This is a genomic window from Bacillus cereus group sp. MG20, assembly GCF_040459885.1.
Classification (GTDB): domain Bacteria; phylum Bacillota; class Bacilli; order Bacillales; family Bacillaceae_G; genus Bacillus_A; species Bacillus_A cereus.
In genome coordinates this window covers 1,092,466-1,105,948 of record NZ_JARVHF010000001.1, presented here as the reverse complement: position 1 = coordinate 1,105,948, position 13,483 = coordinate 1,092,466, and the positions used below count along the sequence as shown (strand labels likewise).

The window sequence follows — 13,483 nt, the reverse complement described above, 5'->3', positions numbered from 1 at the left end:
TAACCTATTGTTGTTTTTTATTATTTTTGCAAGGGAAGAGTATCAAAATATGTTCTGTAATTATTAGAGAATTCAAAGTTGTTTTTTGCATCCCAATTAATAGACCAAGACATTAGGCCGCGGAATGCAGGATAGCCACTTTGGTTAGAAAGTTTATACTTTCCTCCGAACGGAACTCCTTTAATGATATAATTTAAAGCTTTTTTCATTTCAGTTGGCGAAATGTATCCACCACTTGGAGCTGCCGCTGGTGCTGCTGGAAGCCCAATCATAACTTGATCTGAGCGAAGAGCTGGGAAAATGTTATTTGGATTACCACCTACAGGAAAACCATGTAAGAGCATATCTGCCATAGCGACTTCGTAGTCTGCAGTACCTTGATTGTAGTTATTACCGTCCATTCCAACCCCGCTGCCAGCGTTGTAGTGTTGAACGTGAATGTATGTTAGTTTATCTTTCACTCCGTAAATAATTGGTAAATATGCACCCCAGATACTTCCGTATGCGCTATAACCGCCTTGAACATAGGCTGTTTCAGGAGCCATGCTTAATAGAAAATCTGGACCATAATGATCTGAGATTGTTCGAATAGCTGATATAAGATTTACGATTTGGGGAGTAGTTTGGTTTTTGAAATTAATGTCATTTCCGTTTAAGTAAATACCTGATTCAAGGTCAATATCTATTCCATCAAAACCGTATTTATCGATTAGAGATTGTATGGAATTAATAAAACGTTGCTTAGCGGCATTGTCAGGAAGTAAAACGACTCCATTTTGTCCTCCTATTGAAAGAACTACTTTCTTTCCTTTACTTTTTAAATAAGAAATATCTGATTTGAAGTCTGCATCTGTACCATACACAGGAGAAAATTCAACAGTGGAACGATCACCACCAGTTTCACCAAAAGATACATTGATTACATCCCATTTTGGTGAAACGTCTTTTAATTTAATAATGCCAGTACCGTTATCAAAGTTATGCCAGTATCCAACGAGTAATTTTGAACCTAAATTGTTTGCTGCTTGTGTTTGGAAAGGGGATAGCGGTAGTAGTAAGAACAGTACTAAAATACAACAAAAAAATTTGAACTTGTTTAACATATCAACACTCCTATACAAAAAGTTGTCTAGATGTATAATCTTGTTTATTTAATAATATCTGAAAATTCTTTCTTTCGTAAGAGGACTATAATTTTCTCAACAATTGTGTGTGGGAAAGTATTAAACCTAATGAAATAATTTTTGAAGGAGATTGAATTGCAATTGTTAAATTCAGAATATTTTGATATATTTTAACGTATAGAACAAAATCTTTCGCACAGTACTCTTACATAAATTTCAAAATTTAGTTTGGAAGGGGATGTACAAGAGTTGGATAAAAATCTAAAGAAAGATCTCAAAATACGCCACATTACAATGATCTCAATTGGCGGCGTAATAGGGGCTGGTTTGTTTGTTGGAAGTGGTGCCGTTGTACATTCGGCAGGACCTGGTTCTATCGTTTCATATGCATTAGCAGGACTTCTAGTCATTTTCGTCATGAGAATGCTAGGAGAAATGGCAGCTGTAAATCCGACAAGTGGTTCATTTGCAACGTATGCAAGAGAAGCACTTGGTCCATGGGCGGGTTATACAATAGGCTGGTTATACTGGTTTTTCTGGGTAATTGTTATTGCAATAGAAGCCACAGCAGGTGCTGGTATTATCCAATATTGGATTCCACAAATACCGCTATGGTTATTAAGTTTAATATTAACAATTTTATTAACGCTGACGAACGTTTTTTCGGTGAAATCATTTGGAGAGTTTGAATATTGGTTTTCTTTTATTAAAGTAATAAGTATTGTTTTGTTCCTTTGTCTAGGTCTTGCTGTTATTTTAGGATTTGTTCCAGGAACAGAAGCACCCGGCACTTCGAATTTAATTGGACAAGGTGGGTTTATGCCAAACGGTATAAGTTCGGTCTTGCTTGGAATTACTGTTGTTATATTTTCATTTATGGGATCAGAGATTGTAGCAGTAGCGGCTGGTGAATCTGCAGAACCTGTAAAAGCAGTAAAAACAGCAACAAACAGTGTGATTTGGCGTATTCTTGTATTTTTTATTGGGTCTATAGCGGTAGTTGTTACGCTACTGCCATGGAATTCAGCTAACATATTAAAAAGTCCATTTGTAGCTGTACTTGAACATATAGGAATACCAGCGGCAGCACAAATTATGAATTTTATCGTTTTAACAGCTGTACTTTCTTGCTTAAATTCAGGCTTATATACAAATTCAAGAATGCTTTTTTCAATGGCAGAAAGAGGAGATGCGCCAAAGTCATTTTTAAAATTGAACAGTAGTGGTGTTCCTGTTCGAGCGGTTTTATTTGGAACGGTCTTCGCTTATATTGGAGTTGTTTTTAGTTACATTTCTCCAGATAAAGTCTTTTTGTTTTTAGTGAATGCATCTGGCGGGATTGCGTTACTAGTTTATCTCGTTATTGCAGTTTCGCATTTAAAGATGCGTAAAAAAATGGGGAAAGTAGAACAAAAAAATTTGAAAGTGAAAATGTGGCTTTTTCCGTATGTAACGTATGTTACAATTGCTGCTATTATAGCAGTTTTAGTTGCGATGTTCGCAATTGATACTTTACGTTCACAAGCACTTTTAACAATGTTTGTTACAGTTCTTATCATACTTTCTTATTTTATTTTTAATAGAAATAAAAATAGCACAGTTTTGAATCCTAAAAGTAAGAATGAGGAATCTGTTCGATTCTAATTTTCTTATTTTCGAAGAGAGTTACACCCAGTCATTGCTATAAAAGAATCATATATAATCATAGAAACAAGTAATTACTATTGTCATAGTGGATATAAACTTTTTTCTTGACTTTTTATACGAAGGCGAGCAAAATGGTAAAAAAGGAAGGGGGGATGATGATGGAAGAGTACGTATTAGAGCTGTATAACCTGTTATATACGACAGAATGGCAAGATATTGTTTCGTTTCTAGGAATAGTATTTTGCATGAAAATTGTAATTGTATATATGGAAGAGCAAGGTATGTTCTATTCCTTCTCATCTCCGTTCGATGTGCAGCGCGAGCCGTTGCTAAACTATGCCAATGTGAATTACGAACAATTTCCTTTTGTAGTTTTCTTTATGATTCGATTTATTACAGCAATTGTAAAGAAGAAGGAAAGTGATGATGAAGAGTGCCACGCAACTTGTAAGGTAGCTAACGTTTTTTAAGCTAAATACAAGGAGGAGATTTATATGTGGTTTCGATTTCTTATGATTGGTTTCTTTTCATTAACAGCAATTTCATTAATGGGATATCAAGTGTCTGAAATTTTTCAAGCATATAGCGATACATTTTTTAACAAAAATTAATCGCGTTGCTATTTGAATAATAAAGCGATAAAATCCTTCTTAAGAAGTTTTATTAAGAAGGATTTTTTTCTTTGTTTTGTCTTGCTGTGTCAAACTATTGTCACATTTACACTGTGAATAATATGTTAAAATAGTGAGGTTACGTATACATACTTGAAGGAAGAGGGAGTGACCATTTTGGTGGATCAATTAACAAATCAGAAAAGCTATGCTCCTATTGTGATAACGCTTTCTGTAATTGTAAATGCGATTATTTTATTTTTGTTCTTTGGACCTGTTGGCTATGAAGGAGAAGTACATTTTGATGTAACGATTTTACCAATGTTAAACGCGATTTTTAATAGCTTTACGTTCGTATTTTTATTAGCAGCGTTATTCTCTATTATTAAAAAGAATGTGAAAATGCATCGTGGTTTCATCCTTGCAGCATTTACGACAACTTTACTATTTTGTGTGTCGTATTTATCGTATCATTACTTAGCACCGGCAACACATTTTGGCGGAGAAGGATTCATTAAATATGTGTATTTCATCATTTTAATTACACATATTATCCTAGCAGCAATTATCGTACCACTTGCATTGTTTGCACTTGTATTTGGTTTTACAAATCAATTAACACGTCACCGTAAAATTGTACGTTGGACAATGCCAATTTGGTTATATGTAAGTTTATCTGGTGTTATTGTGTACTTAATGATCTCACCTTATTATCAATAAAAGTCTCAGCCTTTAGGCTGGGGCTTTTTTGTTAAGCAAATCTTTTTGTGAAATGAAAAAAATATGGTATACAAAAGTATAGTTGCTTTTCAAATAGAAGGGATGGTAAAGAAATATGCAAAATTTTGTATTTCGTAATCCAACGAAACTTATTTTCGGTAAAGATCAATTAGAACAGTTAAAAACTGAAATTCCACAGTTTGGTAAGAAGGTTCTTCTCGTATATGGAGGAGGCAGTATTAAAAGAAACGGTATTTATGATAATGTGATTTCTATTTTAAAGGATATTAATGCAGAAGTATTTGAATTGACGGGTGTTGAACCGAATCCTCGTGTATCAACTGTAAAGAAAGGGATTCAAATTTGTAAAGATAATGGAGTCGAATTTATTTTAGCAGTTGGTGGAGGAAGTGTAATCGACTGTACGAAAGCGATTGCTGCTGGTAGTAAATATGATGGAGATGTATGGGATATTGTAACGAAAAAAGCATTTGCTAGTGAGGCATTACCATTTGGTACTGTACTTACTCTTGCTGCGACAGGTTCTGAAATGAATGCAGGCTCGGTAATTACAAATTGGGAAACGAATGAAAAGTATGGATGGGGAAGCCCAGTTACATTCCCGCAGTTTTCAATTTTAGATCCAGTTCATACTGCATCTGTGCCGAGAGATCAAACGATTTATGGTATGGTAGATATTATGTCACATGTATTAGAACAATATTTCCATCATGGAACGAATACAGAACTACAAGATCGTTATTGTGAATCTGTTTTAAAAACAGTAATTGAGACAGCTCCCAAGCTTTTAAGTGATTTAGAAAATTATGAGCATAGGGAAACAATTTTATATTGCGGAACGATGGCGTTAAATGGTATTTTAGCGATGGGAGTAAGAGGTGACTGGGCAACTCATAATATTGAACATGCAGTTTCTGCTGTTCATGATATACCGCATGGAGGCGGCTTAGCAATTCTATTCCCTAACTGGATGAAGCATGTCGTAGATGAAAATGTAAGTCGTTTTAAACAGTTCGCTATTCGTGTATTTGAAATAGAAACAGATGGAAAAACAGATAAAGAAGTGGCGTTAGAAGGAATTGAGGCACTGCGTCAATTTTGGACTTCGATTGAAGCGCCAGCAACATTAGCTGATTACGGTATTGGAGAAAATGAAATTGATATAATGGCTAATAAAGCGATGGCGTATGGTGAATTTGGTAACTTTAAAAAATTAAATAAAGATGATGTTCTAAGTATATATAAAGCTTCTTTATAAGTGAATTTAGAAAAGAAACCTATTTGATTGTTTGATCGAATAGGTTTCTTTTTTTGCTTTTTATAAACGTTTATGAATGTTTGTGATTATTTTTGATTGTTTATGGTTGATTTTTGTGACCGTTTTCATTATACTGTAATCAAAGAAGAGGTGAATAAAATGTTAACTCCTGAACGTCATCAAATGATATTGCAACTTGTAAAAGAACAGAAAGTTGTAAAATTACAGCAATTAGTTGAAAGAACAGAAAGCTCTGAGTCGACAATTCGCCGTGATTTAGCACAATTGGAAAAGCAAAGGTTATTAAAAAGAGTTCATGGTGGTGCCGCTGTTTTAACAGGAAAAGGGCAAGAACCAACGATGGTTGAAAAATCATCCAAAAACATTCAAATAAAACAACAAATTGCTAATTATGCGGCTAGCGTTGTTGAACAAGGTGATTGTATTTATTTAGATGCAGGGAGTACAACATTTGAAATGATTCCATTTTTAATCAATAAAGATGTTACTGTCGTTACGAATGGACTTATGCATATTGAAGCTTTAGTTGAAAATAATATTCGTGCGTATTTACTAGGCGGAATGATGAAGAGTAGGACGAAAGCTTTAATCGGTGCTATGGCACAGGAAAGTATGCAGAAGTATCGCTTTGATAAATGTTTTTTAGGTGCAAATGGTGTACATGAACAGCTTGGCTTTACAACGCCAGATCCAGAAGAAGCGCTCCTAAAACAAATGGCACTAACATTAGCAAACGAAGGATATTTCTTAATTGATGAAAGTAAGTTTTCAGAAGTTGCGTTTGCGAAAATTGCAAATGTTGAAGATGCAAATATTATTACAAACCATTTAGAAATTGATTTAGAAAAATATAAAAAACAAACCAATGTAATTGAGGCTGATAAACAATGATCTATACAGTTACTTTAAACCCATCTATTGATTATGTAGTGCAAGTTCCTTCTTTTGATTTAGGAACAATAAATCGAGCGGAGAAAGATATGAAGTTTCCTGGAGGAAAAGGAATTAATGTTTCTCGTGTTCTTCAGCGTTTAGGTGTTAAAAATATAGCACTTGGATTTACTGGTGGATTTACTGGTCAATTTATTAAAGAGGTATTACATGACGAAGGTGTAACAACAAACTTCGTCCAAGTAGATGAAGATACTCGCATTAATGTGAAAATAAAAGGGAAAGAAGAAACAGAATTAAATGGCCAAGGTCCTATTGTAACAAAAGAGCAGTTCGAACAGTTAATGAAAAAAATTGAGAGTATGCAACCTGGAGATTGTGTTGTACTCGCTGGGAGTGTACCGATCTCTATTCCAAGTACTTTTTACGAATCAATTGCTGCGTTTGGAGCTGAAAAAGGTATTCGTGTAGTAGTAGATGCAAGTGGAAGTGCACTGCAACATGTAATTAAAAATAAGCCATTTTTAATTAAGCCAAACCACCATGAACTTGGTGAGTTGTTTGGAGTGGAGCTTTCAACAGTAGAAGACATTTTACCTTATGGAAGAAAATTAATTGAACAAGGTGTAAAACACGTTATCGTATCGATGGCTGGAGAGGGAGCTTTATTATTTACGGCAGAAGGTATATATGAAGCGACTGTTCCAAAAGGTGTTGTAATTAATTCAGTTGGGGCCGGAGATTCTCTTGTTGCAGGGTTTGTAGGCAAATATGAACAAACAAAAGATATTGAAAAGGCATTTCAATACGGCGTTGCAACAGGGAGTGCAACAGCATTTTCAGCTGATTTATGTAAGAAGGAAAAAGTAGAAGAATTATTGTCGCAAGTAATTGTAGCTAAGCGATAGGGGGAAGCAACATATGAAAATTACAGAACTATTAAAAAGGGATACAGTCATTATGGATTTGACAGCTTCAAATAAAGAAGCTGTCATAGATGAATTAGTTGAGAAATTAAACGGGGCAAATCGTTTAAATAGTAAAACGGAATTTAAAGAAGCTATTTTAAAGCGGGAGTCCCAAAGTACGACTGGAATAGGGGAAGGTATTGCAATACCTCATGCGAAGACAAAGGCTGTTAAACAACCATCGATTTGTTTTGGTAGAAGTGTAAGCGGTATCAATTATGAGTCGCTTGATGGACAACCGGCATACTTATTCTTTATGATTGCTGCAAGTGAAGGAGCGAATAATACTCATTTAGAAACGTTGTCTCGTTTATCGACATTATTAATGGATGAAGGGTTTCGCAAGCAACTATTAGAAGCGAAGGATGAAAGTGAGCTTCTTCAACTATTTGATGAAAAAGAGAATGAAAAAGAAGAAGAGATTGAAGTCGCAAAACCAGAAGGAAATGAACCGTACGTACTTGCTGTTACAGCTTGCCCAACTGGAATCGCTCACACATATATGGCGGCGGATAGCTTAAAAGCAAAAGCGGCAGAGTTAGGAATAGCGATTAAAGTTGAAACGAACGGATCAACAGGTATTAAAAACGGTTTAACGAAAGAGGATATTGAACGTGCAACAGCTATTATTGTTGCGGCAGATAAACAAGTAGAAATGAATCGTTTTGCTGGTAAACATGTCATTCAAGTGCCAGTTGCTGATGGGATTAGAAAAACGGAAAATCTGCTTAAACGAGCTGTCAAACAAGATGCACCAATCTTTAAAGGTGTAAAAGAGGATGGGAAAACAGAAAGTATTGAGAGAGAAAAAGGATTAGGAATTTATAAGCATTTAATGAGCGGTGTAAGTAATATGCTTCCATTCGTTGTTGGTGGCGGGATTTTAATAGCGCTAGCATTTTCGTTTGGTGGTATAAAGGCGGAAGGTCCTTTAGCTGAATTGTTCATGTCAATTGGTGGAGGAAAAACAGGTGCATTTTTATTCCTTGTACCAATTTTAGCTGGATTTATTGCAAGCTCTATTGCTGATCGTCCTGGTTTTATGCCTGGTGTTGTAGGTGGATTTTTAGCGGCGAATGCGAATGCTGGATTTTTAGGTGGATTAATTGCTGGTTTCTTAGCTGGATATGTTGTTTTAGGGTTAAAAAGATTATTTTCAGGACTACCAGTACAATTAGAAGGAATTAAACCTGTTTTGTTATATCCAGTCTTTGGATTATTGATTACAGGAGTTGTAATGCAAAAAGTAGTAATTCCGCCTGTAGTAGCATTAAATGAAATGTTGACAGGGTGGTTAAATGGTTTAAATGGTACGAATGCTATATTACTAGGTCTTATTTTAGGTGGTATGATGGCAATTGATATGGGTGGTCCAATTAATAAAGCGGCATTTACGTTTGGTATTGCTGCAATAGAAGCACAGAATTTTGGAGTGCACTCAGCAGTTATGGCTGGTGGTATGGTACCGCCACTTGCGATTGCATTCGCAACTACATTCTTTAAATCAAAGTTTACAGAAGCGGAACGTAAATCTGGTTTAACAAATTATATTATGGGGGCATCGTTCATTACAGAAGGTGCGATTCCGTTTGCAGCTGCAGATCCGGTTCGAGTAATCGTAAGTTGTGTTGTTGGTTCAAGTATTGCAGGTGCGTTATCTATGTTATTCCAAATTACATTACCGGCACCGCATGGTGGATTATTTGTAATAGCGTTAGTAAATAAACCGTTACTATATATTTTCTCTATATTAATTGGAACAATTGTCTCGGCTATTATGCTAGGTGTTTGGAAAAAGAAAGTTCAATAACAAATAAAAAGAGAGTAGCTTTTAGTAGCTGCTCTCTTTTTATTACAAAAAAATAAGTTAACAATGGAATATTGATGTTTTTTGGTAAAAGATGTAACGAATTGTGAATTTTTTGTAACAAAAAAGTAACACTGTAATTTTTTCTGGAAAAAAGTTCTTGTGCTCGTATATGAAAAATATATGAAAACCACTGGAGATTGTATGAGAACTACATTTTATTAATATGGAAATTTATGTTACAACTCGTTAATTGTATATTACGAATGCTTTGTAATTGTGTGATTTCTAAAAATTCTAAAAATCTGTTGCTATAATGAAAATACGAAAACAAAGCAAATGGAGGCTATTCATGAAAAAATTATTAAGTATAGCAACAGCAGCAGTTTTTGGTCTTGGGATTTTTGCGGGTTCTGCTAAAGCGGAAACAATTGTAACAACAGACGTATTAAATGTTAGAGAAAACCCAAATGTAGAGTCAAAGCTTGTAGGTAAAGTGTTAAGTGGGAATACACTAGATGTTATAAATACAGAGAATGGATGGACAAAAATTAAGTTAAACGGTAAGGAAGCGTTTGTAAGTGCTGATTTTACAAAGAGCACATATTATGTAACGGCGGGCGTATTAAATGTTCGTGCTGGAGCGAATACTGATTCTGAAATTTTAGGTAAACTTAATAAAAATGATGTGATTGAAACGACGAATCAAGTTCAAAATGAATGGTTACAATTCGACTACAATGGAAAAGTCGGATATGTTCACGTGCCATTTTTAACAGGAACGGCACCTGTAATTGAAAAGAAAGAGGTTGTAGCTCAAGAAGAAGCGCCGGTTAAAAATAATACAGCAGTTAAGAATAAAGAGTCTGTTAAGAGTAACGATTCTATTAAGAATGTAGAATCAAGTAAACCTGTGGTAAAAGAAAAGCCGGCTGCAAAACCAGTTGCGAAATCTACTGAAACAAGTGCGCCTACTGGTGGTCGTGAAATTACAGTAGAAGCGACGGCATATACAGCAGATCCGAGTGAGAATGGTTCGTATGGTGGTCGTGTATTAACTGCAATGGGGCATGATTTAACAGCAAATCCAAATATGAAAGTAATTGCTGTTGATCCGAAAGTAATTCCGCTTGGATCAAAAGTATGGGTAGAAGGATATGGAGAAGCGATTGCTGGAGACACTGGTGGTGCGATTAAAGGAAATCGTATTGATGTATTAGTCGGTTCAGATGGTAGTGCTAATAGCTGGGGGCGCAAATCTGTAAAAGTGAAAGTTATACAATAGGTTATCGATATTAATATAAAAAGCGGTTGCTTGAAATTATGTAAGCAGCCGCTTTTTATGGATTATTGAAAGGGATAAATAGTTTTACCTGTAATAATTTTATATGCACTGCAAAATTGTGTTTGTATATATTCTGTATTTTTATTTTCTGGATGTGATGTTGTTTCATGGAGAGTAGAATGAAAAGCCCGTAGTAAACAATTTAGGGCGAAGTATAATTCCTCTTGTGAACAATTTTGTTCTTTTGTAGAAGTAGCTAAAATGAGGTCTTTTGTCAAAGATGAAAAATTGATGGTGGATTGTTTCATAGTTAACTCATCCTCTCGAAACTATTTTTATCATGTATATGCAGAATTGGACAAACTATGTTCTTTTTTATATGTAATTTCATGTACCGAAATGAAAGAACTTGCAATCATGCCGTTAAAATTGGTAAGATTGGGTATAATCAATAGATGGAGTATATTACATAAAGAGAGTTGAATGCTATGGGAGAAGTGCAACGTGAAAAAGTTGCTGTCATCATTGGACCAACAGCTGTTGGAAAGACGAAGTTAAGTATCGATCTTGCCAAAGCGTTGAACGGTGAAATTATTAGTGGTGATTCCATGCAAATCTATCGAACGATGGATATTGGGACTGCAAAGGTAACACAAGCAGAGATGGACGGAATTCCACATTATATGGTCGATATAAAAAATCCGGAAGATTCATTTTCTGTCGCGGAATTTCAAGAACGTGTTCGCAAACATATTCGAGAAATTACAGAACGTGGTAAATTACCAATTATAGTTGGTGGGACCGGTCTTTATATACAATCTGTTTTATTCGATTATCAGTTTACAGATGATGCTGGTGATGTGATATACCGAGAGCAAATGGAAAAGTTAGCTTTAGAACGCGGTGTGGAATATGTACATAAAAAATTGCAAGAAGTAGATCCGGAAAGTGCGGAGCGTATTCATGCAAATAATGTACGACGTGTCATTCGGGCGTTAGAAATTTTCCACACGACGGGTGAAAAAATGAGTGACCAAATTGAGAAACAAGAAAAAGAGTTACTCTATGATGTTTCATTAATTGGCTTGACAATGGATCGAGAAATGCTATACGATCGCATTAACTTACGAGTGGATTTGATGATGGAACAAGGCCTATTAGAGGAAGTAGAAGGTCTGTATAATAGAGGGATACGAGATTGTCAATCTATTCAAGCGATTGGCTATAAAGAAATCTATGATTATTTTGAGAATCGAGCCCCTTTAGAAGATGCGGTATCACAATTAAAGACGAATTCGCGTCGTTATGCAAAACGTCAATTAACGTGGTTCCGTAATAAAATGGATGTCACGTGGTTTGATGTTACAGACGGTGAAAAAACGTCAGAAATTTTACGATACATAGAAGGAAAGTTACAAGTAAAGTCGAATAATAGTAAGTAGAGAAAAAGAGGAGGATTCGACATGAAGCAATCAATCAATATTCAAGATCAGTTTTTAAATCAACTCCGTAAAGAAAATACGTTTGTTACGCTGTACTTATTAAATGGTTTCCAGCTTCGTGGACTAATTAAAGGATTTGATAATTTTACAGTCCTGCTGGAAACAGAAGGTAAGCAACAGCTTATTTATAAACATGCAATTTCTACATTTGTACCACAAAAAAATGTTTCAATTGAATTAGAATAGTAATGAATTATTGTACATAATAAAAAAAGAGCGAGTTTTGAAGTGACCCCTAAAAGTTAGACACGGTTATTTCATTAGGCAGCTTGATAAAAGTGAGTCCGGTATTGTACCGGGCTCATTTTTAATTTTGCCTTAATCCGTTTCGTATTATAATAATCTATATATTTTTCTAATTCTATTTTAAAGTGCTCTACATTTTCAAATTCTTTTATGTAGAGGAACTCCGACTTCATAATCCCAAAGAAATTTTCTATTACTGCGTTGTCGTAACAGTTGCCTTTTCGAGACATACTCTGGACGATAGCTCTTGATTCAAGTGTCCGGACGTACTGTCTCATTTGATAATGCCATCCTTGATCCGAATGCATCAGTAGCTGGTGGGTTTCAGGTAAACGTTCCAATGCTTTCTCTAACATGTCTGAAACAAGCGAATACGTCGGTCTAGAACCAATTGTATAGGTAATAATTTCACCATTATACAAATCTAATACAGGTGATACATACAGTTTTTCTCTCAAAACAATTTAAACTCTGTGATGTCTGTTACCCACTTTTGATTCGGTGCATCTGTATGAAAATTACGCTCTAAAATATTAAGTGCAATTCTACCGACTTTTCCTTTATAGGATTTATATTTCTTCATACGCACAACACACTTTAACCCAAGCTCTTTCATAATGCGCTGAACCTTCTTGTGGTTCACTTTCTGGCCACGATTCGTTAATTCATCACGAATGCGACGGTAACCATAACGACCTTCATTTTCCTCATAAATCGCTTTAATCTCAATTTTCAAATCGGCATCTACATCTGGACGATTCATTTTCTTTACTAAATCATAATACGTGCTTCGAGGAATAGTAGCTAGCTCCACGAGTGCCTTCACCGAATATTTATGCCTTAATTCATAGACTACTTGCGCTTTGTCTTGTTTTGTGATTTTTCCTTGTTTTGAACTAAGGCATTTAACTTTTTTAAGTACTCATTTTCCATCTCAAGCTGTTTAATGCGTGCTTCAAGTGCTTCGACTGACCCTTCAGCTAAAGGTTGTTTTAATTGTTTATTTGAATCTTTTTTCATGGATGGACGCCCCTTTTTCTTAGATTGAAGGGCATCAATTCCTTGTGTTTCGAGCTGTTTTTTCCAAACAGAAATCGTTGAAGGGGCAGGAATATTAAAGATAGCTGCCGTCTCAAATAAGGACATACCGTTTTCAATCATAAAGTTTAGTACGTCTAGTTTAAATTGTTGTGTGTAATTTGTACATCGTTTTAGAAAAGCTTCCAGACCATTCTGTTTATATTGGTTTACCCAATTCAAAATGATTGTGTCATTTATACCGAGCGATCTACCTATTTCTCGATAACTTTCATTTCCGTTCAAATAACGTAGAACGATTTGTATTTTTTCATTAGCTGTAAATTTAGCCATAGAAAAACTGC

12 protein-coding genes and 1 pseudogene are annotated in these 13,483 nt (G+C 35.1%); 10 read left to right on the top strand and 3 right to left on the bottom strand.

Annotated elements, in window-relative coordinates; translation table 11 throughout:
- Nucleotides 1–20: 20 nt before the first annotated feature.
- Nucleotides 21–1,103, bottom strand: a complete 1,083-nt coding sequence (locus QCI81_RS05560) for a chitinase (protein ID WP_353810634.1) — start codon at nt 1,101–1,103, stop codon at nt 21–23.
- Between the two features lie 270 nt (nt 1,104–1,373).
- Between QCI81_RS05560 and gabP the strand changes: the two genes are divergently transcribed.
- The 8 genes from gabP to entD all read left to right on the top strand — a co-directional run bounded on the left by gabP (nt 1,374) and on the right by entD (nt 10,353).
- The gene (gene gabP / locus QCI81_RS05555; RefSeq protein WP_353810633.1) at nt 1,374–2,768 is read left to right on the top strand and encodes a GABA permease; all 1,395 of its coding nucleotides are present in this window, start codon (nt 1,374–1,376) and stop codon (nt 2,766–2,768) included.
- A 134-nt stretch (nt 2,769–2,902) separates the two neighbouring features.
- Nucleotides 2,903–3,241 (top strand): hypothetical protein, encoded by a 339-nt coding sequence (locus tag QCI81_RS05550; RefSeq protein ID WP_003271231.1) that lies wholly within the window; start codon nt 2,903–2,905, stop codon nt 3,239–3,241.
- A gap of 318 nt (nt 3,242–3,559) precedes the next feature.
- Nucleotides 3,560–4,102 (top strand): DUF420 domain-containing protein, encoded by a 543-nt coding sequence (locus QCI81_RS05545; protein WP_071729867.1) that lies wholly within the window; start codon nt 3,560–3,562, stop codon nt 4,100–4,102.
- 115 nt (nt 4,103–4,217) lie between these two features.
- The gene (locus tag QCI81_RS05540; RefSeq protein WP_001179068.1) at nt 4,218–5,381 is read left to right on the top strand and encodes an iron-containing alcohol dehydrogenase; all 1,164 of its coding nucleotides are present in this window, start codon (nt 4,218–4,220) and stop codon (nt 5,379–5,381) included.
- Nucleotides 5,382–5,540: 159 nt separating this feature from the next.
- Nucleotides 5,541–6,293 carry a DeoR/GlpR family DNA-binding transcription regulator gene (locus tag QCI81_RS05535; protein WP_000957288.1) on the top strand — a complete coding sequence of 251 codons (753 nt, stop codon included), beginning with the start codon at nt 5,541–5,543 and terminating at the stop codon, nt 6,291–6,293.
- Nucleotides 6,290–7,201 (top strand): 1-phosphofructokinase, encoded by a 912-nt coding sequence (gene pfkB, locus QCI81_RS05530; RefSeq protein WP_000640853.1) that lies wholly within the window; start codon nt 6,290–6,292, stop codon nt 7,199–7,201. The genes QCI81_RS05535 and pfkB overlap by 4 nt, the downstream gene beginning before the upstream one ends.
- A 13-nt stretch (nt 7,202–7,214) precedes the next feature.
- Complete coding sequence (locus QCI81_RS05525) at nt 7,215–9,071, top strand: PTS fructose transporter subunit IIABC (RefSeq protein WP_063548405.1); 1,857 nt, start codon at nt 7,215–7,217, stop codon at nt 9,069–9,071.
- Between the two features lie 349 nt (nt 9,072–9,420).
- The gene (gene entD, locus QCI81_RS05520; RefSeq protein WP_023522798.1) at nt 9,421–10,353 is read left to right on the top strand and encodes a cell wall-binding protein EntD; all 933 of its coding nucleotides are present in this window, start codon (nt 9,421–9,423) and stop codon (nt 10,351–10,353) included.
- Between the two features lie 62 nt (nt 10,354–10,415).
- Here entD and QCI81_RS05515 read toward each other — a convergent pair whose 3' ends face one another.
- Nucleotides 10,416–10,661, bottom strand: a complete 246-nt coding sequence (locus QCI81_RS05515) for a hypothetical protein (RefSeq protein WP_000814431.1) — start codon at nt 10,659–10,661, stop codon at nt 10,416–10,418.
- Between the two features lie 180 nt (nt 10,662–10,841).
- Here QCI81_RS05515 and miaA point away from each other — a divergent pair, with 180 nt between their 5' ends.
- Both miaA and hfq read left to right on the top strand, forming a co-directional pair.
- Nucleotides 10,842–11,795, top strand: a complete 954-nt coding sequence (miaA, locus tag QCI81_RS05510; protein ID WP_000504953.1) for a tRNA (adenosine(37)-N6)-dimethylallyltransferase MiaA — start codon at nt 10,842–10,844, stop codon at nt 11,793–11,795.
- A gap of 21 nt (nt 11,796–11,816) precedes the next feature.
- On the top strand, nt 11,817–12,041 hold the full coding sequence (hfq, locus tag QCI81_RS05505; protein ID WP_000813896.1) for an RNA chaperone Hfq: 225 nt from the start codon (nt 11,817–11,819) through the stop codon (nt 12,039–12,041).
- 74 nt (nt 12,042–12,115) lie between these two features.
- On the opposite strand, the pseudogene QCI81_RS05500 reads toward hfq, so the two are convergent.
- Nucleotides 12,116–13,472 (bottom strand): annotated as a pseudogene (locus tag QCI81_RS05500) (IS3 family transposase).
- Between the last annotated feature and the right edge of the window lie 11 nt (nt 13,473–13,483).